This is a genomic window from Pseudomonas sp. CC6-YY-74, assembly GCF_002025205.1.
Taxonomy (GTDB): Bacteria; Pseudomonadota; Gammaproteobacteria; order Pseudomonadales; family Pseudomonadaceae; genus Aquipseudomonas; species Aquipseudomonas paeninsulae.
This window is the reverse complement of record NZ_CP019947.1, coordinates 2,498,512-2,521,854: the sequence shown is the minus strand read 5'-3', so window position 1 is coordinate 2,521,854 and position 23,343 is coordinate 2,498,512. Positions and strand designations below refer to the sequence as shown.

General features: G+C 63.1%; 19 protein-coding genes and 1 pseudogene. 19 read left to right on the top strand and 1 reads right to left on the bottom strand.

Annotated features, from left to right (window positions below; genetic code table 11):
- Window positions 1–190: 190 nt before the first annotated feature.
- Both B2D37_RS11515 and B2D37_RS11510 read left to right on the top strand, forming a co-directional pair.
- Window positions 191–469, top strand: coding sequence for a hypothetical protein (locus B2D37_RS11515; RefSeq protein WP_079202814.1), 279 nt, complete (start codon window positions 191–193; stop codon window positions 467–469).
- Between the two features lie 47 nt (window positions 470–516).
- Window positions 517–663 carry a hypothetical protein gene (locus B2D37_RS11510; protein WP_256573070.1) on the top strand — a complete coding sequence of 49 codons (147 nt, stop codon included), beginning with the start codon at window positions 517–519 and terminating at the stop codon, window positions 661–663.
- 48 nt (window positions 664–711) lie between these two features.
- Here B2D37_RS11510 and B2D37_RS23330 read toward each other — a convergent pair whose 3' ends face one another.
- Complete coding sequence (locus B2D37_RS23330) at window positions 712–948, bottom strand: hypothetical protein (protein ID WP_079202813.1); 237 nt, start codon at window positions 946–948, stop codon at window positions 712–714.
- 47 nt (window positions 949–995) lie between these two features.
- Between B2D37_RS23330 and putA the strand changes: the two genes are divergently transcribed.
- The 17 genes and pseudogenes from putA to B2D37_RS11425 all read left to right on the top strand — a co-directional run bounded on the left by putA (window position 996) and on the right by B2D37_RS11425 (window position 23,265).
- The gene (gene putA / locus B2D37_RS11500) at window positions 996–4,175 is read left to right on the top strand and encodes a bifunctional proline dehydrogenase/L-glutamate gamma-semialdehyde dehydrogenase PutA (protein ID WP_079202812.1); all 3,180 of its coding nucleotides are present in this window, start codon (window positions 996–998) and stop codon (window positions 4,173–4,175) included.
- 155 nt (window positions 4,176–4,330) lie between these two features.
- Window positions 4,331–5,815 carry a sodium/proline symporter PutP gene (gene putP, locus B2D37_RS11495; protein ID WP_079202811.1) on the top strand — a complete coding sequence of 495 codons (1,485 nt, stop codon included), beginning with the start codon at window positions 4,331–4,333 and terminating at the stop codon, window positions 5,813–5,815.
- Between the two features lie 368 nt (window positions 5,816–6,183).
- Window positions 6,184–6,474, top strand: a complete 291-nt coding sequence (locus tag B2D37_RS11490; RefSeq protein WP_079202810.1) for a GYD domain-containing protein — start codon at window positions 6,184–6,186, stop codon at window positions 6,472–6,474.
- 394 nt (window positions 6,475–6,868) lie between these two features.
- Window positions 6,869–8,008, top strand: a complete 1,140-nt coding sequence (locus B2D37_RS11485) for a 2OG-Fe(II) oxygenase (RefSeq protein WP_079202809.1) — start codon at window positions 6,869–6,871, stop codon at window positions 8,006–8,008.
- A gap of 115 nt (window positions 8,009–8,123) precedes the next feature.
- Window positions 8,124–9,059 carry a LysR substrate-binding domain-containing protein gene (locus B2D37_RS11480; protein WP_079202808.1) on the top strand — a complete coding sequence of 312 codons (936 nt, stop codon included), beginning with the start codon at window positions 8,124–8,126 and terminating at the stop codon, window positions 9,057–9,059.
- Window positions 9,060–9,795: 736 nt separating this feature from the next.
- On the top strand, window positions 9,796–10,986 hold the full coding sequence (locus B2D37_RS11475; protein WP_177345215.1) for an aromatic ring-hydroxylating dioxygenase subunit alpha: 1,191 nt from the start codon (window positions 9,796–9,798) through the stop codon (window positions 10,984–10,986).
- A 10-nt stretch (window positions 10,987–10,996) separates the two neighbouring features.
- Window positions 10,997–12,442: an aldehyde dehydrogenase family protein gene (locus B2D37_RS11470; protein ID WP_079202807.1), complete on the top strand. Its 1,446-nt coding sequence runs from the start codon at window positions 10,997–10,999 to the stop codon at window positions 12,440–12,442.
- A 5-nt stretch (window positions 12,443–12,447) separates the two neighbouring features.
- Window positions 12,448–12,612 (top strand): annotated as a pseudogene (locus tag B2D37_RS23685) (rubredoxin); the annotation flags it as partial.
- Complete coding sequence (locus B2D37_RS11465; RefSeq protein ID WP_256573201.1) at window positions 12,601–13,866, top strand: FAD-dependent oxidoreductase; 1,266 nt, start codon at window positions 12,601–12,603, stop codon at window positions 13,864–13,866. The pseudogene B2D37_RS23685 and the gene B2D37_RS11465, both read left to right, overlap by 12 nt.
- Before the next feature lie 10 nt (window positions 13,867–13,876).
- Entirely contained in the window at window positions 13,877–15,205 is a 1,329-nt protein-coding gene (locus B2D37_RS11460; protein WP_079202805.1) for an FAD-binding oxidoreductase, read from the top strand.
- Window positions 15,202–15,573: an ethanolamine utilization protein EutQ gene (locus tag B2D37_RS11455; RefSeq protein WP_079202804.1), complete on the top strand. Its 372-nt coding sequence runs from the start codon at window positions 15,202–15,204 to the stop codon at window positions 15,571–15,573. Before B2D37_RS11460 ends, B2D37_RS11455 begins: the two co-directional genes overlap by 4 nt.
- Window positions 15,574–15,656: 83 nt before the next feature.
- A complete protein-coding gene (locus B2D37_RS11450; protein WP_177345214.1) occupies window positions 15,657–16,955 on the top strand; it encodes an MFS transporter in 1,299 nt (432 codons plus the stop codon).
- A 47-nt stretch (window positions 16,956–17,002) separates the two neighbouring features.
- A complete protein-coding gene (locus B2D37_RS11445; RefSeq protein WP_079202803.1) occupies window positions 17,003–18,250 on the top strand; it encodes a Xaa-Pro peptidase family protein in 1,248 nt (415 codons plus the stop codon).
- Window positions 18,251–18,578: 328 nt separating this feature from the next.
- Window positions 18,579–20,132, top strand: a complete 1,554-nt coding sequence (locus B2D37_RS11440; protein WP_079202802.1) for a BCCT family transporter — start codon at window positions 18,579–18,581, stop codon at window positions 20,130–20,132.
- Window positions 20,133–20,598: 466 nt separating this feature from the next.
- On the top strand, window positions 20,599–22,233 hold the full coding sequence (locus tag B2D37_RS11435) for a BCCT family transporter (RefSeq protein ID WP_079202801.1): 1,635 nt from the start codon (window positions 20,599–20,601) through the stop codon (window positions 22,231–22,233).
- A 110-nt stretch (window positions 22,234–22,343) separates the two neighbouring features.
- Window positions 22,344–22,907 (top strand): hypothetical protein, encoded by a 564-nt coding sequence (locus tag B2D37_RS11430; protein ID WP_079202800.1) that lies wholly within the window; start codon window positions 22,344–22,346, stop codon window positions 22,905–22,907.
- A 136-nt stretch (window positions 22,908–23,043) separates the two neighbouring features.
- Window positions 23,044–23,265, top strand: a complete 222-nt coding sequence (locus tag B2D37_RS11425) for a VF530 family DNA-binding protein (RefSeq protein WP_079202799.1) — start codon at window positions 23,044–23,046, stop codon at window positions 23,263–23,265.
- The last annotated feature ends 78 nt before the right edge of the window (window positions 23,266–23,343 follow it).

Here is a 23,343-nt window from a genome sequence, read left to right as displayed (position 1 = left end):
TCGGGTACGCCTCGCCGGCGCTGCGAGGCCTAGGCCGTAACCGCAAAGCGCTTATCCTGCCCCCGCTCTTGTACAGCTTGAGCGGCAGCGGGATGCTGCCGGCGCCGGCCATTGACCCTTGGGCTTATGAAGCACAACTGTGCACTCCGCTATCCTAGGAAAAGCCGAGCAGTCGATATGAGGTCGAGCCATGAGCCACAAACACCAGAATCTCCTGCACTCGATTTGCCAGGGGCCGTTGCCCAGCAACGTCCACTGGCGCGAGGTCGAGTCTTTGCTGCATCACCTCGGTGCAACTATCGACCCTATTCTCGGTGCGCGTTTTCGCGTGGTCTTGAACCAGTACGAGTTCTTTCTGCACCATCCGCACCACAGCAATGAGTGCAGCAGGCAGGAAATCAAGCACCTGCGTGAATGCCTGGCCAGCGCCGGCATGACCCCTACGGCCTATGACGAGAAGTTTGCCTGAGTGTGGCGGCAGACTGCAGGTTGCAGCGCTGGCGGTGGGGTACAAGCATGGCGCGTTGGTTGATGATGATTGGTGCGGCGCTGTTGCTGCTCGGCGCCGTACTGCACTTCACGCCGTGGCTGCTGCACTGGTTCGCCGCTTGCCGGGCGATATCCGTATCGAGTCGCCACGCGGCAAGTGATTCATTGCGCTGACATCGATGTTGCTGGTCAGCATCGGTTTGACCCTGCTGATCAGCCTGTTCAGGCGCTAGCGGGCCTGTTCCAGCGGTAAAGCCGCGCGATATGCGCCTGCTCAAATAGGCTGAAGCTCGAACGTCCGTTCGCCATTAGTTCCCGGCTCTGGAGCTTTTCGCAAAAACTCCAGAGCTTTCTGTAAGAAGCTGTCATGACGATGCCACTAAATTCCATCATCCACTCTTTGCCGTGTGTGTTTGGCAGGTCGCGATGGTCAGACCAGTGCATCTGAGCTAAACCCATTAGCAGTAGTTCCTACAACAACAGTCTCCATTAAGAGGATGGGCGTGATGTTTAAAGCCAGTCACGTCTTGCAGGACGAGTTCCTTAACCGGATCTCGGCCGCCAAGGCCGCCGATTTTTTTCCTGTCATCAGCGCCAACTACAGCGTTGACGAGGCAGCCTATCTCACTGAGCTCCTGCAGCTCGCCGACCCCGGTGAAACCGGCATCGAGGCTATCAGCCACGGTGCCCGTAGCCTGATTCAGGATGTACGTGGCCGGGACAATGCCGTCGATACCCTCGACGCACTGCTTCGTCAGTACAGCCTCGATACCCAGGAAGGGCTGATGCTCATGTGCCTGGCCGAGGCTCTGCTGCGCGTCCCTGACGCCGCCACCGCCGATGCGCTGATCCGCGACAAGCTGAGCGCCGCCGAGTGGGAGCGCCACCTCGGCAAGAGCGACAATGTGCTGGTCAACTTCGCCGCCTGGGGTCTGGTCATGACCGGTAAGGTGGTTGATCCGTCCGCCGCCGATGGCCGGCCGAAGAACGTCATCGGGCGTCTGGTCAAGCGCTCCGGCGAGCCGGTCATTCGTGCGGCGATGAACCAGGCGATGAAGATGATGGGCAAGCAGTTCGTGCTTGGCCGCAACATCGCCGAGGCGCTGAAGAACGGTCGCCCGGAGCGCGAAAAAGGCTACAGCTACTCCTTCGACATGCTCGGCGAGGCGGCATTGACTGCCGACGACGCAGAGAAGTACATGGCCGACTACCGCAAGGCCATCGACACCGTCGGTGCCGAGGCGCAGGTGGGCAAGGGGCCGAAGCCGTCGATTTCGATCAAGTTGTCCGCCCTGCATCCGCGTTACGAAGTGGCCCAGCGCGAGCGCGTGCTCAGTGAGCTGTTCGCCAATGTGCTGGAGCTGGCCGTGCGTGCACGCAAGCTGGGCGTTGGTATCTCGGTGGACGCCGAGGAAGCCGACCGCCTGGAGTTGTCGCTGGAACTGTATGAAAAGCTCATGCGCGACCCGGCCATCGCCGGCTGGGGCGAGTTCGGCCTGGTGGTCCAGGCCTACTCCAAGCGCTGCCTGCCGGTGCTGGTGTGGCTGGCCCTGTTGGGCAAGGAGCTCGGTGCCAAGATGCCGCTGCGCCTGGTCAAGGGCGCCTACTGGGACACCGAGATCAAACAGTGTCAGGTCCAGGGCCTGGACGGCTACCCGGTGTTCACCCGCAAGGAAGGCACCGATACGTCCTACCTGGCCTGTGCGCGCTTCCTGCTGTCGGAGTTCACCCGTGATGTGATCTACCCACAGTTCGCCAGCCATAACGCGCATACCGTCAGCTGCATCCTGTCGATGGCCGCCGACTACCAGCAGCCTCGCGAGTTCGAGTTCCAGCGCCTGCATGGCATGGGCGATGCGCTGTACGACACCGTGTTGGAAACGCATGGCAAGACCGTGCGCATCTATGCACCGGTCGGTGCACACAAGGATCTGCTGCCGTACCTGGTCCGCCGCTTGCTGGAGAACGGCGCGAATTCCTCGTTCGTCCACCAGCTGGTTGACCCGAGTACGCCGATTGAGTCACTTCTTGATCATCCGGTGACGCAACTGCGCAAGTTCAAAACGCTCGGTAATGACAAAATTCCCCTTCCGCCTGCTCAGTTCGGTGTCGCGCGGAAAAATTCCCAAGGCATCAATATGAACATCCAGCACTCTTTGGCTGAGCTTGAGCTCGCCTACCAGCCGCACCTCAACCGTCAATGGCACGCTACGCCGGTGATCAATGGGCAGTCGCTGCCTGGCACCGCGCAGGACGTGCACTGCCCGTATGAGCTGAGCAAGGTCGTCGGCACCGCCCAGTTCGCCAGCGCCGCCCAGGCGGCTCAGGCGCTGGACGGGTTGAGCGCTGCCTGGCCGCGCTGGAATGCCACCGCCATCGATAGCCGCGCGAGCATCTTCGAGCGTTTGGCCGATCTGCTCGAGAGCAACCGTGCCGAGTTGATGGCGCTGTGCACCGTGGAAGCCGGCAAGTCCATGCAGGACGGCATCGACGAAGTGCGCGAGGCGGTGGATTTCTGCCGTTACTACGCCCAGCAGGCGCGTCTGCGTCTGGGTCGCGAAGAGCTGAAAGGCCCGACCGGCGAGCGCAACGAGCTGTTCCACGAAGGTCGCGGCATCTTCGTCTGCGTCAGCCCGTGGAATTTCCCGCTGGCCATCTACCTGGGCCAGATCGCCGCCGCCCTGGTCGCCGGCAACTGTGTGCTGGCCAAGCCGGCTGAGCAGACCAGTCTGATCGCCGCGCGTGCCCTGGAACTGATGTTCGAAGCCGGCCTGCCGATGGATGTGATCGCCTTCCTGCCGGGCGATGGCGCCACCCTGGGTGGCGTGTTCTGCCGCGATGCCCGCGTCGCTGGCGTGTGCTTCACCGGCTCCACCGACACCGCGCGGATCATCAACCGTCAGCTGGCCGAGAAAGCCGGGCCGATCGCCGCACTGATCGCCGAGACCGGCGGGCAGAACGCGATGATCGTCGACTCCACCGCGCTCCCGGAACAAGTGGTCAAGGATGCCGTACAGTCGGCCTTCACCAGCGCCGGCCAGCGTTGCTCGGCCCTGCGTGTGCTCTATGTGCAGGCCGATATCGCCGAGCGCGTGCTGGACCTGCTCAAGGGCGCGATGGCCGAACTGAAAGTCGGCCCGACCCACCTGCGCGAAAGCGATGTGGGCCCGGTGATCGACGCCGAAGCCAAGGCCGGCCTGGACGCGCATATCGCCCAGCTCAAGGGCGAGGGCAAACTGATTGGCGAAACCCCGTTGCCGGCTGGCCTGCACGGTCATTTCGTCGCCCCGGTGGCGTTCGAGATCGGCGGCATCGCCGAACTGAAGAAAGAGAACTTCGGCCCTATCCTGCACATCGTGCGTTTCCAGGCGGCCGATCTTGAGAAGGTGGTCGCGGCGATCAATGGCACGGGTTATGGCCTGACCCTCGGCGTGCATACCCGCAACGAGGAAACCGCAGATCGCATCGAGGCGCTGGCGCGCGTCGGCAACCTCTACGTCAACCGCAACCAGATCGGTGCCGTGGTCGGGGTGCAGCCGTTCGGTGGTTGCGGTCTGTCGGGTACCGGGCCAAAAGCCGGTGGTCCGAGCTACCTGTTGCGCTTCGTCAACGAACGCACCACGTCGGTCAACACCACGGCGGTGGGCGGTAACGCTTCGCTGCTGTCGCTGGGCGACGAGGACTGAGTTTATTCAGGGGCGGGCTCACAAGGCCGGCCCCGCCTCCGACCGGATGTTCAGGCGTGCGCCGGGTCGGTGGATTCAAGGCAGTGACCGCATGAGGCAGTCGCTTAAAAAACTATAACCACGGCCTGAGCCGTGCCAAATAAGAGAACAACAAGATGAACGAGCAGAACGTTTTTGTTGTAGGGGTGACCTTCGTGGTCTACCTGATACTGATGTTGTGGTTGGGCCTGGTGGCCTACAAACGTACCAGCAATCTGTCCGATTACATCCTCGGCGGCCGCTCCATCGGTCCGACCACTGCGGCGCTGTCGGCTGGCGCTTCCGATATGAGTGGCTGGCTACTGCTCGGTCTGCCGGGCTATGCCCTGGTGGCCGGTTTCGAAGCCACCTGGATCGCGGGTGGCCTGCTGGCGGGTACCTGGCTGAACTGGCTGTTCGTCGCTCAGCGCCTGCGCGTGTACTCGCACACGGCTAATGACTCGGTGACCATGCCGTCCTACTTCGAGCATCGCTTCAACGACAAATCCCGCGCCCTGCGGGTGGTGTCGGCGCTGATCATCCTGACCTTCTTCCTGTTCTACACCAGCTCTGGCCTGGTGGCATCCGGCAAGCTGTTCGAGACCGTGTTCGGTTTCGACTACCAGATCGCCGTGATCGTCGGCACCCTGGCGGTGGTTTCCTACACCCTGTTCGGCGGCTTCCTCGCCGTGGCCTGGACCGACGTGGTGCAAGGCCTGCTGATGGCGGCCGCACTGGTATTGGTGCCGGTATTCGCCCTTAACGCAGTAGGCGGTGTCGACGCCGCACACCTGGCAATTGCCGCGAAGAACCCCGAGCTGCTGACCTTTTTCAACGATGCCGAAGGCCAACCGCTGGGCATTATCGCGATTCTCTCGCTGGTCGGTTGGGGCCTGGGCTACTTTGGCCAGCCGCACATCCTCGCGCGTTTCAAGGCGATTTCCGATGACAAGGACATTCCGACTGCCCGTCGCATTGCGGTGAGCTGGACGGCCCTGACCCTGGTTGCTGCCCTGTCCATCGGCTGGGTAGCCTTGGGTTACCTGGACACCGACCTGGCCGACGCCGAAACCGTCTTCATGGTGCTGGTCAACAGCCTGTTCCACCCGGTAGTGGCCGGCATCCTGATGGCCGCCGTGCTGGCAGCGATCATGTCCACCGCCGACTCGCAACTGCTGGTTAGCTCCTCGGCCCTGGCCGAAGACTTCTACAAGGCCATCCTGAAGAAAGATGCCGGCGATACCGAGTTGGTCTGGATCGGCCGTGGCGCCGTGGTCCTGATTGCGATCATCGCCCTGGTGCTGGCGTTGAACCCGGACAATACCGTGCTCGGCCTGGTGTCCTACGCCTGGGCTGGTTTCGGCGCCGCCTTCGGCCCGGCCATCCTGCTGTCGCTGTACTGGAAGCGCATGAACCGCAATGGCGCCCTGGCTGGCATCGTCCTCGGTGGTCTGACCGTGGTGATCTGGAAGCAACTGTCCGGCGGGATCTTCGATCTGTACGAGATCATTCCCGGCTTCATCCTGGCAACCGTTGCCATCATCGTTGTCAGCCTGCTGACCGAGGAGCCGGAAGCCGCAGTGCAAGCCCAGTTCGACGAGGTCGAGCGCAAGCTGGCCTGATGAGTTGCATCCCCGCCTGCAGCCGGTCGTCTGCAGGCGAGGCGCCCGAGTCAGGATTTCAATGCTGATGCCCGGCTCGGGCTCCACGACGACCCGATAGTGCTTTACCGGCCCACACCTCGTTGTGTTGGGCCGGTTTTTTTTGCCTGTGCGGATCAGTGGTCATGCGTGTGCTGCACTAGCCTGCTATGCCTGAAGACACACCGGTGGAGTGGGGCAGTGACCTCAGCCCGTCCAGTGCTGCGCCAGCAACAGGCGCAAGTAATCGATGGTCGGACTCGCGGGTTTGGAAGAATGGCGGCCCTCTTCCAGGTAATCGCTGCCGGCTCTGTGACCGCCATTGGGCAACCCTGACAAGGGGTGTAATCATGGCAACCTTCATCTCGCTGGTTAACTTCACCGATCAGGGCATTCGATCGGTCAAAGACTCACCGGATCGTTTTCAGGCATTCAAGGCGCTGGGTGAAAAGGCCGGCGTAGCGGTCAAGGCGGTCTACTGGACCGTCGGCAGTTACGATCTGGTGCTGATCGTCGAGGGGGACGAGGAGGCCGCCACCTCCCTGCTGTTGAAAGTCGGCTCGCTCGGCAATACGCGCACGCAGACACTGCGCGGTTTCTCGGAGCAAGAGATACGCAAGATCATCGGCAACATGCCTTAGCAGGCCGTTGAAAAAACGTAGGCGAGGCAGCCGAGACAAGGCAAAAACAGGCGAGGAAGCGGAGTTTACGAGCTGTAAATGAGCATGCCGAGCCTGTTTTTAACGTCGTATCGGCAACGTAGGTAGTTTTTCAACGACCTGTTAGAGCCTGGCCCTGCCTGCGTGGTTTGTCGTAGCTGCAGGCGCTACGCTTGTGTTGTAGCGGCCCATTGCCTTGGTGATGGGCCGTTTTCTATAGCGGATCTGTTGGCCGCAGAGCTTCGCGCCGCATGGCCGCACTTCACCCACACATAGCGGCGCTATGACGGAGGTTGAATGCCTCAGGCCAGCTATTCTTGTTAGCGACCCTTGGCTAAATCGGTAGGCGGTTACGCCTGCATGGAGGCTGAACATCATGCGCACTGCACTGCTGGGCTTAGGCGAGCCTGCCCCCTGGTTCACCTGCCGAACCGAAACCCGCGAACGCTTCGTCTTCGACACGGTCGCCGGTCGCTATCTGCTGCTGAGTTTTCTCGGTTCCGCCGCCGACCCCATCAGTGCCCAGGTGTTGGCGCTGCTGGCCGTCAATCGAGCGCGTTTCGATGATTACAACCTGTCGTTGTTTGGCGTCACGGTTGATCCCGAGGACGAACGGCTGCGGCGGGTTGTCACCGAGTTGCCCGGGGTCCGTTACTTCTGGGATTTCGACCGCCAGATCAGCGGGCTATACGGCGCACTGCAGGAGGATGGTGGTTACCGCAAGGTGACCTACCTGCTCGATCCGATGTTGCGGGTGATGGCCGTGCTGCCGTTCGCCGCTACCGCGCAGGCGCACGTAACGGCTGTGCTGGCGCTGCTGGATCGCTTGCCGGCGATCGGCCCGGCGTACCCGGCCAGGACGCAGGCGCCGGTGCTGGTGCTGCCACGGGTATTCGAGCCGAGTTTATGCCAGGCGTTGATGGACTATTACCGCACCCAGGGCGGCGAACCTTCAGGCTTCATGCAGGACATCAATGGCAAAACGGTGATGGTCCTTGGCCAGGACCACAAGAGTCGGCGCGACTGCACGCTTGAGGATGAGGCGTTGCGCCAGGCCTGTCGGCGACGGATTTATGAGCGGGTAGTGCCGGAAATCCTCAAGGCCTTCCAGTTTCACGTCACGCGCATGGAGCGCTATCTGGTCGGCTGCTACGACGCCAGTGAGGGTGGGCATTTTCGCGCGCACCGCGACAACACCACCAAGGGCACGGCGCATCGACGGTTTGCGATATCACTGTTCCTCAACAGTGGCGAGTACGACGGTGGTTTTCTGCGCTTCCCCGAATTTGGCCCGGGCTTGTATACCGCGCCGCCAGGCGGCGCGGTGGTGTTCTCCTGCGGGTTGCTGCATGAAGCCATGCCTGTGACGCGCGGTCAGCGTTACATGTTTCTGCCATTTCTCTACGACGAGCAGGCGCGGCGCATTCGCGAGGAAAACCAGGCGTACCTCGACGTTGGGCCTGACCCTGCTACTCCCGCAGCGGCGGAGGAGGTCGGGGCAGCCGGGGCCGGTTAGTCCGCGGCACTGATTTCGCCTATCTGGCACGATTGCTTGTTCGCGCGCTGTGTTTAGCGCATGCATGGTTCTAAACTGCGGGGACATAACTAAAACACTGCGTGATCTTGCCTGCATGAAAATCCATCCCCTGCCTCCACTCAACAGCCTGGTGGCTTTCGAAGCGGCTGCGCGCCACCTGAGTTTTACCCTGGCGGCGCACGAACTGAACGTCACCCAGGGCGCGATCAGCCGCCAGGTGCGCCTGCTCGAGGACTACCTGGGCAAGACCCTGTTCGAACGCACCACACGGGCGATCAACTTGAGCCCGACCGGTGGCCAGTACTATGAGACGGTACGAACCGCGTTGATGCAGCTGGCCCATGCCACCGGTGAAATTCGCCACTGGCAGGGCGCCCAACAGGTGACCGTGGTCACCAGTACGGCGATGGCCTCGTTGTGGCTGCTGCCCAAGGTGGCGGAGTTTCAGCGCGATAACGAAGAGATTGACCTGCGCATCATCGCCTATGACCAGGTCAAGGATTTCTCCCGCCTGGATTGCGATCTGGCGTTGTACTACTGCCGCACCCCGCCCAAAGACATGCAGGTGACGCCGCTGTTTGCCGAGGAAGTGTTCCCGGTGTGCAGCCCGGGCTATCTGGCCAAGAACCCGACGCTGAGCACCCCGCAGCAGCTGGCCGACTGCACCTGGCTGTGGCTGGAAGATCCGCAGCGCGACTGGATCGGCTGGTCCGAGTGGTTCCAGCGCCTGGGCCTCAAAGGCGTCGAGCCCAGGCGGCGGATCAACATCAACAGTTACTCGATGCTGATTCAATCGGCGCTCAGTGGCCAAGGCATTGCGCTGGCCTGGTCGAACCTGGTCGACAACCACCTGCAGACCGGCGCCCTGGTTAGGCCGATCGATACCGTGTTGCAGTCGGATGCGCAGTTCTGCCTGCTCGAGCCGCTCGGCCGGGGTGCGATGCGTCAGAGCGTCAAGTGCTTCCGCGCCTGGTTGCTTGAGCAGTTGCCGCCTGCGCTGGACGACGCAACGCTCGGTGCCGGCGCCTAACTACCGGGCCGAAACGAACGCTGCCGCAGGCTTGTGGCCTGCGGCAGCGTTGCATGGAGCAGTCGCGGCGCTAGTGTTGGACTATGCGCGGCTATTCCTCAGCAGGCCGTTCGCGCGGGTAGCGCGAGGGGAGTGGCCCCGCCCAGCACGACCGTAGGCGCAATGCCGGGGTCGTCCTGGGAGTGTTCCTGCGTTAGCGACTGGTATCCCGGTGATGGCGTGGGAAGGCCAGCGGAGCTGCCTGACGCAAGCAACGCGTCGTGACAAAACTCAAGTGCAGGATGAATTCGCTGTTCGATGGCTGTTGGATGCTTTCCAGCCTGCCGGCATCACCAATAGCACCCGATAAGTCCGTTCAAATCTATCGACCTGCGTCAGGGCAGGCGAGCCTGTATGGGTGTCTGTCGCGCGCAGCCGGCGCTGGTGCCCGCCTTCTGTTGATTCCGGTGGGCTGGTTTGGTGGTGGCTAAAGTGGCGTTTCCCCGGCCCCTCGAACAAGCCATTTATTGTCATGGATTGATGATCTTTGCGCATATGCAAGCCCCCGTTACCGGGCTGGCAGCGGCCAATCAAGCCGCTGAGCATGGTCTGCTGAATGGATGATTAAAAGTCATAAATCCAGCCGTTAAAAATCGTTTGTCGAACTATCCCCAGATTCTCGAAACTCGCTGCCAACGGACCTGGCCAGCGAGCCTGCCGATCAATCAGTCACCGTGCCCAGCAGGGGAGAACAACAATGACCAACTCCATCGCTCAACATATTCCGGTGCAACAACTGGAAACTGTCCTCAACCCGATCCATGAGGCCACTGGCCTGGCTAACGAGTTTTATATCGAGCAGCGTCATTTCGAGCTGGAGCGCGATCAGGTGATGGGCAAGACCTGGGCCTGTGTTGGCTTCGCCAGCGACCTGACCCAGAACGGCTCGGTCAAGCCGGTCGACTTCATGGGCCTGCCGCTGCTGCTGATGCGCAATCGCGAGGGTCTGGTGCAGGTGTTCCACAACGTCTGCAGCCACCGCGGCATGAAGCTGGTGCAGGAAGAGGGCACCGTGCAGGGCGTGATCCGTTGCCCCTACCACTCCTGGACTTACGACCTCAATGGCGGCCTGCGCGGCACGCCGCACGTCGGTGGTATCGATGTGCACAAGGACGAGCGCTTCGCCTGCGAAAAGCACGGCTTGAAGGCCATCCGCAGCGCCATCTGGATGGACATGGTGTTCGTCAACCTGTCCGGCGACGCCCAATCGTTGGAAGACATGCTCGCGCCGCTGACCGCGCGCTGGAGCCAGTTCCTCGGTGACGACGGCATGAGTCTGCTGCGCCGCCGTCCGGGCCACGACGCCACCACCCTGGACATCAACTGCAACTGGAAGCTGGCGGTAGAGAACTACTGCGAGGCCTACCACCTGCCGTGGGTGCACCCGAGCCTGAATACCTATTCGCGCCTGGAAGACCACTACAACATCCTCTTCGACGAGCATTTCGCCGGTCAGGGCAGCTACGCCTACAACCTGTCTGACGTCGCCGGTACGCACCTGCCGCAGTTCCCGAGCTGGCCGCAGGACCGTCTGCGCAACGCCGAATACGTGGCGTTCTTCCCCAACGTGTTGCTCGGCATCCAGGCCGACCACGCCTTCGCCATGCAGCTGGAGCCGGTTGCGCCGGGCCGTACCATCGAGCACCTGCGCCTGTTCTACGTCGGCGACGAGGCCCTGGGCGACGAGTACGCCGCCTGCCGTAACGCCATTCTGGAGTCCTGGAAGGTGGTATTCGCCGAGGACATCGCCTCGGTCGAAGGCATGCAGAAGGGCCGTCATTCGCCGGGCTACAAGGGCGGCGCCTTCTCCCCGGAGATGGACATCCCGACCCACTTCTTCCATCAGTGGGCTGCGCGTCAGCTGCTGGCCACCGTACCGTCCGCCTGAGGAGGCCGCCATGTATCCGATTGCATCCCACTGGCTCAACTACATCGACGGTGAGTGGCTCGATAGCGCTCAGCAGCTGAAGGTAAACAACCCTGGCACCGGCGAGCCGCTGGCGACCATCGCCCAGGCCACGCTCGCCGATGCCGAGCGCGCCGTGCTGGCTGCCCGCCGTTGCGCCGACAGCGGCGCGCTGAGCAGCGTGCGCCCGGCGCAGCGAGTCACCTGGCTGCTGCGTATCGCCGAAGAGATTCGTGCGCTCGCCGACGAAGGTGCCTGGGTGCTGTGCCAGGAAAACGGCAAGAGCCTGAACGATGCTCGCGACGAGTTCACCGAGGCGGCGCGCTACTTCGAGTACTACGCCGGCATGGCCGACAAGATCGAGGGCACCTCGATCCCGCTGGGCAACGGTTACATGGATTTCACCCTGTACGAGCCGATGGGCGTCTCGGCGCAAATCGTGCCCTGGAACTTCCCGGTGTCGATCTGTGCCCGCTCGCTGGCTCCGGCCCTGGCCGCCGGTAATGCGGTGGTGATCAAGTCGCCGGAGCTGTCGCCGCTGGGCATGTGCGTGCTGATTCGCGCCATCGCTAAGGCCGGCTTGCCAAATGGCGCGGTCAACCTGATCTGCGGCCGTGGCCGTGAGGTCGGCAGCCACCTGGTCGGCCATCGCAGCGTCGATCAGATCGTCTTCACCGGCTCGGTAGCGACCGGCCAGACCATCCTGCGTGACGCCGCCGAGCACGCCATCCCCAGCGTCATGGAATTGGGCGGCAAGTCGGCGGCGATTGCCTTCGCCGATGCCGATCGCGAGCAGCTGCTGTCCAGCGTCAAGGGCGGCATCTTCTTCAATGCCGGCCAGGTCTGTTCGGCCATGTCGCGCCTGCTGGTGCAGCGCGAGATCTATGAAGAAATCGTCGACTCGGTCGTCGCCCTGGCCGAAGGCCTCAGCGTCGGCGTCGGCCAGGACAACCCAGACCTCACTCCGGTGGTCAGTGCCGGGCAACTGGCCAGCATCGAAACCCTGTGTCGGCGCGCCATCGAGGAGGGCGCGGTAGCGGCCACCGGTGGTGAGCGTTTCAGCGACCGCGCCGGGCACTATATGCGCCCGACCGTGTTCCGCGATGTAAGCCCCGAGATGTGCATCGCCCAGGAAGAGGTGTTCGGCCCGGTCCTGGCGATCATCCCCTTCGATACCGAGGAACAGGCCATCGCCATCGCCAACGGCACCGAATTCGGCCTGGTCGCCGGCGTGTTCACCCAGGACATCAGCCGCGCCATGCGCTGCGCCCGTCGCCTCAAGGCCGGCCAGGTGTTCGTCAATGAGTGGTATGCCGGTGGTATCGAGACGCCGTTCGGCGGCGTCGGTTTGTCCGGTTTCGGCCGCGAGAAGGGTCAGGAAGCCTTGTACAGCTATGTGCGCACCAAGAACGTAGCGATCCGCGTAGCGGGGGAGTAAGCGACATGTTCAAGACCTGGCTCTGTGTAGTGTGCGGTTTGATCTATGACGAGGCCCTCGGCTGGCCGGATGACGGCATCATCGCTGGCACCCGTTGGGACGATGTGCCGGAAGATTGGAAATGCCCCGAGTGCGGCGTCGGCAAGGACGATTTCGAGATGCTCGATATCAGCCCTGTGGTTGCCGCCGTCGCGGTCAGTGCGCCGGTTACCGCTTCCGTGTCGGCGCAGGCGCTGACAGCAACGGCAAAACCGGCCGCCTCCCAGCCGCGTCAGCCGATCGTGATCATCGGCAGTGGTTACGCCGGCTATGGCCTGGCTCAGGCCTTGCGCCGGGCCGATCCGTTGGTCGAGATCCGCGTACTGACCCAGGAGTCGGGTCATCTGTATTCCAAGCCGGCGCTGTCCATCGGCCTGGCCCAGGGCAAGAGCGCCGCAGCGTTGTCGGGCGAGTCGGCCCTGGCGATCGAGAAGCGCCTGAAGATCCGCGTCTATCCGTATTGCACGGTCGAGCGCATCGACGCAGTGGCGCGGCGCCTGCACACCAACATCGGCGAGATGGACTACGGCCAGTTGGTGCTGGCCAGCGGTGCGGCGCCAATCCGTTTGCCGATCGAAGGCGACACGGCGGCGCTGCTCAGCGTCAACAATCTGCACGACTATCAGAGCTTCCGTGAGCGCCTGGTCGGCGTGCAGCGGGTGGCGATCCTCGGTGACGGCCTGATCGGCTGCGAGTTTGCCAACGATCTGGCCAGCAGCGGCTTCCAGGTCAGCGTCATCGGCCTCGGTCAGTGGCCGATGGAGCGCCTGCTGCCGGTCGAGGCCGGTCAGCAGTTGCAGGCCGCCCTGGGCGAGATGGGCGTGAGCTGGCACCTGCAGAATACCGTGCAGCGCATCGACTCGGCCGAGCAGGGCTATCGCCTGACACTCGCCGATGGTCAGAGCCTGGACGCCGACCTGGTGCTGTCCGCTGTTGGCCTGCGGCCCAATCTGGGCCTGGCCGAGACGGCCGGCGTCGCCGTGGGTCGGGGCATTCAGGTGGACGCCCGGTTGCAGTGCTCGCAGCCGGGGATCTTCGCCCTCGGTGATTGCATCGAGATCAACGGTCAGCTGCTGCCCTACCTGGCGCCGATCAACCAGGGCATCCAGGCCCTGAGCAAGACCCTGCTCGGCCAGCCGACGGCGGTCAGCTATCCGCTGATGCCGGTGACGGTGAAGACCCCGGCCGCGCCGCTGTGCCTGTTGCCGCCTGCTGTTGGCGTAACCGGCGAATGGCGCTGCACGGCTACCGACGATGGCCTGAGCGCCGGTTATTACGATGCCGAGGGGGCGCTGCACGGCTTCGTCCTGCTCGGTCGCCAAGCACAATTGCAGCGCAACAGCTGGCTGCAATCCTGTCAGAACGCGCAACGGGCTGTGGCCTGAGGGCGGTAGCATGAAAAATACCATCAAGTTGCCTTACGACGACGCCAGCTGCGGCTGGTATGCGGCTCTGCCCGAGCAACCGGCCTGCACCCGCCTGCAGGGTGAGCAGCGCGCCGACTACACGGTGATCGGCGCCGGCTTCGCCGGCCTGGCCGCCGCCCGCCGGCTGGCCGAGCACCATCCAGAGGCGCGCATCCTGCTGGTCGACGCCCAGCGCGTGGCCTATGGCGCCTCCGGGCGTAACTCCGGTTTCGTCATCGACCTGCCGCACAAGTTCGCCCTCGAGCATCCGGACCCGGCGCACAAGCAGCGCCTGCTGGCGCTCAATCGCGCCGCCATCGCCCAGTTGCAGGGGCTGATCCAGAGCCACAAGATCGACTGCCAGTGGTCGCATGCCGGCAAGTACCAGGGCGCGGTGGGTCCGCGTGGTCTGGCTTACCTCGATCATTTCGAGAAGCTGATGAGCGACCTCGGCGAGCCGTTCCACCGGGTCGAACGTGCCGAGCTGGCCAAGGTGCTTGGCACCGGCCATTACAGCGGGGCGATCTACACCCCCGGTTGCTACCTGATGCAGCCGGCGGCGCTGGTCACCGGCCTTGGCCGCTCGCTGCCGGGCAACGTCGAGCTGCTGGAAGAGTCGCCGATCCAGCGTCTGGAGCGTGACGGTCAGGGCGGCTGGATTCTGCACGGCAATAACGGCCGCATCCGCACCCCGCAGCTGTTGCTCGGCACCAGCATCTTTACCCAGGAGTTCGGCTACCTGCGCAACCGCCTGTTGCCGGTGATGACCTTCGCCAGCTGGACCCGGCCGCTGACCGACAGCGAACTGCAGGTGTATGGCGGCCAGCTCGACTGGGGCCTGACCCCGGCCGACCACGCCGGCACTACGGTGCGCATGACTCAGGATCGCCGTCTGATCATTCGCAACACCTACAAGCACGTGCCCAAGTACGGCCAGAGCACCAGCGATGCGATGCGTGCGAGCGTGCGCGCGGATCACCGCAAGGCCTTCCTGGCGCGCTTCCCGCAACTGACCAACGTACCGTTCAGCCACACCTGGGGCGGCGTCTACGCCATCTCGCGCAATTTCACCAACTTCTTCGGCGAGCTGGAGCAGGGCGTCTACGCCTCGGCCTGCGACAACGGCGTCGGCGCGGCCTGGGGCACCATCTCCGGCACCCTGCTGGCCGATCTGGCGGTGGGTGCCGATTCGGCGCAGTTGCGCGACATCCAGGCAGTCACCGGCATGCCGTCGTTGAATCCGCCGGAACCCTTCCTCGGTCTCGGCGTGCGTTCGCGCATTCGTCTGGCGGCCTGGAACAGTCGGAGTGAGTTATGAGTCAGGTCGTTTCTGGAAAAGGTCCGGTGCTGCTGGTCGATCACCATGACCTGGAGTTCATCCCGCGTGGCGGCCCGCCCGGCGCCGCCTTTGTCGCCCGCGCCATCAGCAATGAAGTGTCGCCGAATATCGGCATCGGCTTTGCCCGCTGGGAGGGCGCCGAGGTCCACTGGACCCTGCTGTATGACGAGGTGATCTTCGTCATCGAAGGCTGTTTCGAGCTGCAGGCCAACGGTGAGCTGTACCAGGTCAAGCCGGGCCAGCTGCTGTGGATACCGGAAGGCACCGAGCTGGTCTACGGCGGCCATGCGCTGTTCGGTTACGTGGTCCATCCGGGCGACTGGAAGCAGCGTCACGGTTTGGCCTGACAGGCCTTCGCCCTGGTCGTACTGCCGCCGCATTCCCCTAGCCGGGAGCGGCGGTTTTCTTCGTTCTGGCCAAGGAGCCACGCATGCTCGGACTGACTAAGACCTTCGGCGCGCTGTACCTGGCCAGCCTGTTGATGCAGCTGGGCTCGACCCTGCTCATGACCTACCTGGCGCTACGCCTGAGCGCCGACGGGGTGGCCGAGTTCTGGGGCGGCGCGCTGATGGCCGCCAACGCCCTGGGCATGGTGGCCGGCGGCAAGGTCGGGCGCGTGCTGATCCAGCAGGTCGGGCATATCCGCACCTATGTCGCCTGTGGCGGGGTGATTTCCGCCGCCGTATTGGCTCACGAATTCAGCAGTGCCTTGCCGTTCTGGCTATTTCTGCGCGCGTTGGTCGGTCTGGCGATGATGTGCCAGCTGATGGTGCTGGAAAGCTGGCTCAACGACCGCGCCCGCAGCGACCAGCGTGGCAAGGTGCTGGGCATCTACATGGTGGCGATATACGTCGGCATGGTGCTCGGCCAGCTGGCCCTGAGCTGGAAGGGCGATTTGGGCATCCACGCGCTGCTTGGCGTGGCCATGGCCTTTGCCCTGTGCCTGGTGCCGGTGGCCCTGACTCGCAGCATGCACCCGGCCGCGCTGCAGCCGGCGCCTGTGGATATCAAGCTGTTTATCCAGCGGGTGCCGCAGTCACTGATCACCGTGCTGATGGCCGGGATGATCTACAGCGCCTTCTTCGGCCTGGCGGCCATCTATGCCAGTCGCCAGGGCCTGGATACCACCGAGGTCGGCCAGTTCATGGCGATGATCATCGGCGCCGGCCTGCTCGCCCAACTGCCCCTCGGCTGGCTGTCCGATCGCTTGCCGCGGGCCAGCCTGATCCGTGGCGTGGCGGTGCTGCTGGTCCTCGCCTGCCTGCCGCTGGGTTTCTCTCAGCAACCGTCCTTCGGCGTCCTGCTGTTGGTCGGCGCCTGCATCGGTTTTCTGCAGTTCTGCCTGTATCCGCTGGGCGTGGCCCTGGCCAACGACAATATCGAAGCCGAACTGCGCGTGTCCCTGGCCGGCCTGTTGCTGGTGACCTACGGCGTCGGCGCCGCTATCGGCCCGTTGCTGGCCGGCGCGCTGATGGAGTGGTTCGGCGCCTCCAGCCTGTACTACTTTTCCGCCGCTTGCGCTGCGCTGCTGGCCCTCTCGGTCGGCCAGGGCAAGGTCAGCGGCGCGCACCTGCAGGAGGATGCGCCGCTGCATCACCAGGCCACGCCAGTCGGCTTGGCCAGCGCCACCCTGGCCGCTGCGATCGAGCCGGCCAGCCCGAGCGAAGCAGAGCCGCAATCAGCAGCCCAGCCGGCGATGACTGCACTGCCCGAGCGATCGGGCGTTTGACCTAACAGCGTCCCTTTAATCCGAGTCTGTTCACTGGAATCCAGCACATGTTCGACAACAAGAATAAGTACCCCAGCGGCGAGTCCGCCAACCAGCCGTTGCGCAACCCGGTCAGCACCCAGACCCTGGAGGCGGCGCGGGCCTATCGCCTGCAGCGGGTGCGCGAGCAACTGCTGGCCGCCGATTGCGCGGCGATCCTGCTCTACGACCCGGTGAACATACGCTACGCCACCGACACCTCGAACATGCAGGTGTGGACGTTGCACAACTTCGCCCGTTACGCCCTGGTGTTCGCCACGGGCCCGGTGATCCTGTTCGAGTTCCACAACTGCGAGCACCTGCACGAGGGCAACGGCCTGCTCGACGAGATTCGTCATGCGGTGAGCTGGAGTTATTTCGGCGCCGGTTCGCGGATCTCCGAGAAGGCCAAGCTGTGGGCCGCGGAAATCGTCGAGCTGCTGCGTCAGCACGCCGGTGCAGGCGCACGGCTGGCGGTGGACAAGGCCGACTTCGAGGGGCTCGAACTTCTACAGGCGCAGGGTCTGACCCTGGTCGAGGGTCACAGCCTGATGGAAGAGGCGCGCAAGATTAAGTCCGCCGCCGAACTGGAACTGATGCGCTGGACCATCGCCGTGTGCGAGAAAGGCATCCAGCGCATGCATGACGAGCAGCGTCCGGGCATGAGCGAAAACCAGCTGTGGGCCTGGCTGCACTACGAGAACATTCGCCACGGCGGCGAGTGGATCGAGACCCGTCTGCTGGCTTCCGGGCCGCGCACCAACCCGTGGATGCAGGAGTCCAGTGAGCGGGTGATGCAGCAGGGTGAAATCGTCTCGTTCGACACTGACCTGATCGGCCCCTACGGCTACTGCGCAGACATTTCGCGGGCCTGGACCGTCGGCCATGTCGCGCCGACGGCCGAGCAACGCAAGCTGTATGCCCTGGCCTTCGAGCAGGTCCATCACAACATGGACCTGCTGCGCCCCGGCATCAGCCACCGCGAGTTCGTCCAGCGCGCCTGGGACATTCCCCAGCCCTACCAGCAAAATCGCTACTGCTGCGTGGTGCATGGCGTCGGCCTGGCCGACGAGTACCCGGCCCTGGCGCACAAGGGCGCGGACTGGGACAGCAGCGGCTACGACGGGGTCATCGAGGAAAACATGGTGCTCTGCGTCGAGAGTTATATCGGCGAGCGCGGCGGCAAGCAGGGCATCAAGCTCGAACAACAGGTGCTGATCACCCGCGATGGCTGCCAGGCGCTGTCGCAATACCCCTGGCAGGACGACTGGTTATGAACGGTCGTGGCAAGTACGCGTCCTCAGCCAGGGCCTCTGCGCCAATAAACCATAGCCGGAACGCGGGTTCAGAAGGCTGATTAACCGGCGCTAATGGCGACAGGTCTGACCTGCGCCAGTGTCTGCGATTGATGCTGTGATTGGTTACGCGCATGGATGATCAAAAGTCATTAATTGCGCACATAAAATGATTTGTGGCGAGCGCTTAGCTACCCGACCATCACTTATCTGTTCAATTCGGCGGGTGTGTTTTTATTGGCGGTTAACGCCATTAAAACGCTGTTCGGTATTGGCATGACTACAAAAACAATACAGTGAGGATCCTTGCGTGAAAGACATTGCTGCCGATGCTTCAGTGCCCCGGAATTTCAATATCCAGATACTGGGTTTGAACTTCCATCGGGTTATTTTTCCTGCTTCATTTTCTATCGTGCTGGCCCTGGTGTTGCTGGCCCTGAATGACCCCGCGGCCTTCGGCGAGGCCCTGGAAGGAACCAAGGGCTGGATCCTGAAGAACTGCGACTGGTTCATCATGATCATGGGCAATCTGGCCGTTCTATTCTGCGCCGGCCTGGCGCTGTCGCCGTTCGGTACGATCCGCCTGGGCGGTAAACACGCCAAGCCTGAGTTCAGCACCCTGTCCTGGTTTTCCATGCTGTTCGCCGCCGGGATGGGCGTCGGCCTGCTGTATTGGGGCGTGGCGGAACCGGTGGCGCAATACACCGAATGGTGGAAAACCCCGCTCAACGTACCCAAACAGACCCCTGAAGCGCTGCATGCGGCCATGGGTTCGACCATCTTCCACTGGGGTTTTCATCCCTGGGCGATCTACCTGACCAGTGCGCTGGTGGTGGGTTTCTTTGCCTACAACAAGGGCCTGCCGTTTTCCCTCAGCTCCGGCCTGCAACCGCTGATCGGCAAGGCGCACAAGGGCCTGCCCGGGCAACTGGTGGATACCTTCACCGTGGTGCTGACAGTGTTCGGCTTGGCCACCTCCCTGGGCCTCGGCGCCATGCAGGCGACCGCTGGGATCTCGCATGTGCTGGGCATCCCCAACTCCTTCGGCCTGCAGCTGCTGTTTATCCTGGTGGTGACCGGCGTGGCCGGATTCTCGCTGTGGCGCGGTATGGATGCCGGGGTCAAGCTACTCAGCAACATCAACATGCTGCTGGCGCTGGGCCTGTTTCTGCTGGTGGTCGCCGGCATTGGCGTGCTGAGTTTCTTCTCGGGCGTGCTGGATACGACCGTCGACTTTGTCGAGTTCTTCCTGCCGTTGGCCAACTGGGTCGATCGTCCGGATCAGGACTGGTTCCAGGGCTGGACGGTTTTCTATTGGGCCTGGTGGTGCACCTGGGGTCCGCTGGTCGGGGTGTTCGTCGCCCGCGTCTCCCGGGGCCGCACGCTGCGACAGATGGTCGGGGTGGTCATGGTGGTGCCGACCATAGTGGCGATCTTCTGGTTCAGCGCCTTCGGTGGCGGTGCGATTGCCCAGGTGATTGACGGCAGTGGCGCGTTGGCCGCCGGTTTGACGGACGTCAACATGGCGATCTTCCAGTTCCTCGAAGTGCTGCCGCTGGCGGCTGTCACCTCGGTGCTGGTGGTGGTCCTGCTGGTCATCTTCATGGTCACCTCCATGGACTCCGGTGCCCTGGTGGTCGACAACCTGGCGGCGGGTGGTGATCCGGGTACCTCGCCGGTGCAGCGCGTGCTGTGGCTGGTGATGATTGCCCTGGTGACCATCACGTTGTTCGTGATTGGCGGCGATACGGCGCTCAAAGGCATTCAGGCCGGGGCCGTGGCCATGGGCCTGCCGTTCATGGTGCTGATGCTGTTCCTGATGATCGGCTTTCTCAAGGCGCTGAGCCAGGAGCCGCGCGGCTGACCTTCGGTTTAGTCGCATGGTGAGGAGGCAGGCGCAATCGCCTGCCTCTAGCGTCCGCTGAACCGCCGGATTTGGCGCGAATGGATCGGCGGAGGACGTGGATAGAATACTTTTGGGTTGCCCCATGACCCTATAGTCAGCCGCGAAATAATGATCCGCTGGTTATGTTTCGGCGTGGCGTGCGGATGCACTTAGCAAACCTATGAAGAGTGATGTTGCCCCGGTCAGGGTGGTTTCCGCGTGCAAGCTCGAGTGCTGTTTCGGGCGGCGGAAACACGCGCTGTTGCGCGCCGATTAATGACTAAAACGCATTAATTGCCCGTATAAAAATCATGTGTCAGAAATTGTTTTTTATCGAATTATCGGGGCTGATAAAACAGCCTGGAGGCAACCGCACAGATTCATCAGCTCGCCCTGAGCCCAGCGTGCACAGAGGCATACCGACAATAACAATGGAGCACATGCTATGAGTAATTCCAGCGGGGTTTTTCGCGGCGTCGATGCCGGAATAACCTTGATCTCGATCCTGATAATTGCGGCCTTCGTCGGCTTTTGCGCCGTTATGGGTGAGCAAGCCGGGGCACTATTCGGCGAGCTTTCCACGACTATCCTGCAGAATTTCAAGTGGTTCTACTTGGCCATGGCCTCGGCCGTGCTGGTTTACCTGTTGTATCTGATGACCAGCCGTTACGGCAATGTCACCCTCGGCCAGGACGGCGAAAAACCCGAGTTCAGTACGATTTCCTGGTTGTCCATGTTGTTCAGTGCCGGCATGGGCATTGGCCTGTTGTTCTGGTCGGTGGCCGAGCCCATGTGGCACTACGCCGGCAACCCCTTCAGCGTCACCACCCTGAGTGCCGAGTCGGCCGAGTCGGCGATGCGCGTGACCTTCTTCCACTGGGGCATGCACGCCTGGGCGCTGTACCTGCTGCCGGCGCTGTGCCTGGCCTACTTCTCCTTTCGCAAAGGCAAGCCACTGTCGATCCGCTCGACCCTGACCCCGCTGTTCGGCGAGGCGCGGATGAACGGCTGGCTGGGTAGCATGTTCGACATCCTGATCGTGGTCGTCACCGCGTTCGGCATCGCCACCTCCTTCGGCCTCGGCGTCGAGCAGCTGGCGACCGGGATCAAGACCCTGAGCGGCTTCGAGCTGGGCATCGGCCTGAAAATGGGCCTGATCCTGGCGATTTCCCTGGTGGCGATCATGTCGGTCGTGTCCGGTGTAGACCGCGGCATCAAACTGCTGTCGCTGTGGAACATGCTGTTGTCGCTGGTCATCCTGGGCGCAGTGATGGCGTTCGGACCGACTCGTTACATCCTCAACACCATTCTCGAAGGCACCTCCGGTTACGCCCAGAGCGTGATCGGCATGAGCCTGTGGAGCGACACCCAGAACGATGCCGGCTGGCAGAACTGGTGGACTGCCTTCTACTGGGCCTGGTGGCTGACCTGGGCGCCCTTCGTCGGCACCTTTATCGCGCGGATTTCCCGTGGCCGCACCATTCGCCAGTTGGTGATGGGTTCGCTGATTATTCCGGTGCTGTTCAGCTTTGTCTGGATCGGTACCTTCGGCGGCGCCGCGCTGTATTACGAGAAGGCCGATCGCCTGGCTCACCAGGAGCAGGTTGCGAGTCAGGCGCTGAGCGGTGAAGCCGCCGAGTTCAGCGGCGGTGCCATCCTGCTGGCGACCAAGGCCGATGCCACCTCTTCGCTATTCACCCTGTTCGACAAGATCGAGCAGAGCGCCGGTGCCAGCCTTGGCACGCTGCTCGGGGCGCTGGCTTCGCTGCTGATCGTGACCTACTTCGTCACCTCGGCCGACTCCGGGACCCTGGTGGTGAGCACCCTGGCCGCCCGCGGCAATATGCATCCGCCGACCTGGAGTCGCGTGGCCTGGGGGCTGATGGTGGGCGCCATCGCCGCGGCCCTGCTGTGGTCGGGCGGACTCAAGAGCGTACAGACCGCGAGTATCTGCGCCGCCTTGCCGATCGCGGTGATCCTGATGCTGATGGCCATGGCCCTGCATCGCGCGCTGCTGAGCGAACCTGCGGCCAGCCTGCAGTTAACCACCGCTGACGACCCGCGCGCCTCGGCCGGCTGAGCCTCGCGAGTGAGGTGAAACCAGGGCCTGCCTCTTTCTCGGAGGCGGGCCTTTTTTATAACGGCTGCCTAGCAGCCGGTCGGACTTGGAACTGGGCTGGAGAAAAGTGGATGACCATCGATAGTTACAACCTGGAACGCTTTATCGACGATCTGCGGCGCATCGTCGCGACCGCCGCCGATGAAGCCAGCTTGCTGGCGCAAGTCGCACCGCTGGCCAAGCGGGTCGTCGCCGAACGCGGTTGGTTGCGGGCGGACATGTACAGCGCCGATCCGGCCCTGGGCTTTGGTACCAGTCTGCTGCACGTCGAGGCCGATCAGTCGCTGTTCGTGGTGGTCGACAGCTGGCTGCCCGGACGCGGCGTGCCGCCCCATGACCACGACACCTGGGCGGTGGTGGTGGGCGTCGAGGGCAGTGAACGCAATATTTTCTGGCAACGCCTGGACGATGCCACGCGCCCCGGTTATGCCGAACTGCAGCGCCTTGACGAGCAGTGCATTGCACCGGGGCAGGTGCTGGCGATGCCCAGCGGCAGCATTCATAGCGTGATCAATGAAACCTCGCACACCAGCTTGTCGTTCCATGTCTACGGCCGTCACCTGAACCATACCGCCCGCCGCCAGTTCGACCCGGAGCGCAACCTCGAACTGCCGTTCATCATCGACGCTCGTTGAGACTGGTTGGGGCCGCCGAGCCCGGGGCGGTGCTTTTGCGCTGGAGCTGGCTGGTGAGTCAGGTCAGAATATCCCCCTACGCGCGCCACAGTCTGTCAGCCGGTGCGCCTCGCCACGCTGTCGACACAGGTTCCGCATGACTCAATCGCCGAAAGATCCGCTGCATGGTGTCACCCTGGAAGCCATCCTCACCGAGCTGGTGGCGAAACTGGGTTGGGATGGCCTGGCGGCGCGCATCGATATCCGCTGTTTCAAGAGCGATCCGAGCATCAAGTCCAGCCTGACCTTTCTGCGCAAAACCCCCTGGGCGCGGGAGAAGGTCGAGGGGCTGTATGTTCGACTGCAGAAAAAGGGCTGAACAGCGCGACAGGACAGCATGCCCCCTGTAGGAACGGCCCATGGCCGCGAAGGGCGCAAGCCCATCAAAATATACGCG

Excerpts from the sequence above, each read along its gene's own strand:
- putP (WP_079202811.1), top strand. The coding sequence starts at position 4,331 with ATGAACGAGCAGAACGTTTTTGTTGTAGGGGTGACCTTCGTGGTCTAC.
- B2D37_RS11485 (WP_079202809.1), top strand. The coding sequence starts at position 6,869 with ATGCGCACTGCACTGCTGGGCTTAGGCGAGCCTGCCCCCTGGTTCACC.
- B2D37_RS11430 (WP_079202800.1), top strand. The coding sequence starts at position 22,344 with ATGACCATCGATAGTTACAACCTGGAACGCTTTATCGACGATCTGCGG.
- B2D37_RS11475 (WP_177345215.1), top strand. The coding sequence starts at position 9,796 with ATGACCAACTCCATCGCTCAACATATTCCGGTGCAACAACTGGAAACT.
- B2D37_RS11455 (WP_079202804.1), top strand. The coding sequence starts at position 15,202 with ATGAGTCAGGTCGTTTCTGGAAAAGGTCCGGTGCTGCTGGTCGATCAC.
- B2D37_RS11465 (WP_256573201.1), top strand. The coding sequence starts at position 12,601 with ATGCTCGATATCAGCCCTGTGGTTGCCGCCGTCGCGGTCAGTGCGCCG.
- B2D37_RS11445 (WP_079202803.1), top strand. The coding sequence starts at position 17,003 with ATGTTCGACAACAAGAATAAGTACCCCAGCGGCGAGTCCGCCAACCAG.
- B2D37_RS11425 (WP_079202799.1), top strand. The coding sequence starts at position 23,044 with ATGACTCAATCGCCGAAAGATCCGCTGCATGGTGTCACCCTGGAAGCC.
- putA (WP_079202812.1), top strand. The coding sequence starts at position 996 with ATGTTTAAAGCCAGTCACGTCTTGCAGGACGAGTTCCTTAACCGGATC.
- B2D37_RS11515 (WP_079202814.1), top strand. The coding sequence starts at position 191 with ATGAGCCACAAACACCAGAATCTCCTGCACTCGATTTGCCAGGGGCCG.
- B2D37_RS11490 (WP_079202810.1), top strand. The coding sequence starts at position 6,184 with ATGGCAACCTTCATCTCGCTGGTTAACTTCACCGATCAGGGCATTCGA.
- B2D37_RS11460 (WP_079202805.1), top strand. The coding sequence starts at position 13,877 with ATGAAAAATACCATCAAGTTGCCTTACGACGACGCCAGCTGCGGCTGG.
- B2D37_RS11450 (WP_177345214.1), top strand. The coding sequence starts at position 15,657 with ATGCTCGGACTGACTAAGACCTTCGGCGCGCTGTACCTGGCCAGCCTG.
- B2D37_RS11435 (WP_079202801.1), top strand. The coding sequence starts at position 20,599 with ATGAGTAATTCCAGCGGGGTTTTTCGCGGCGTCGATGCCGGAATAACC.
- B2D37_RS23330 (WP_079202813.1), bottom strand. The coding sequence starts at position 948 with ATGGGTTTAGCTCAGATGCACTGGTCTGACCATCGCGACCTGCCAAAC.
- B2D37_RS11510 (WP_256573070.1), top strand. The coding sequence starts at position 517 with ATGGCGCGTTGGTTGATGATGATTGGTGCGGCGCTGTTGCTGCTCGGC.
- B2D37_RS11470 (WP_079202807.1), top strand. The coding sequence starts at position 10,997 with ATGTATCCGATTGCATCCCACTGGCTCAACTACATCGACGGTGAGTGG.
- B2D37_RS11480 (WP_079202808.1), top strand. The coding sequence starts at position 8,124 with ATGAAAATCCATCCCCTGCCTCCACTCAACAGCCTGGTGGCTTTCGAA.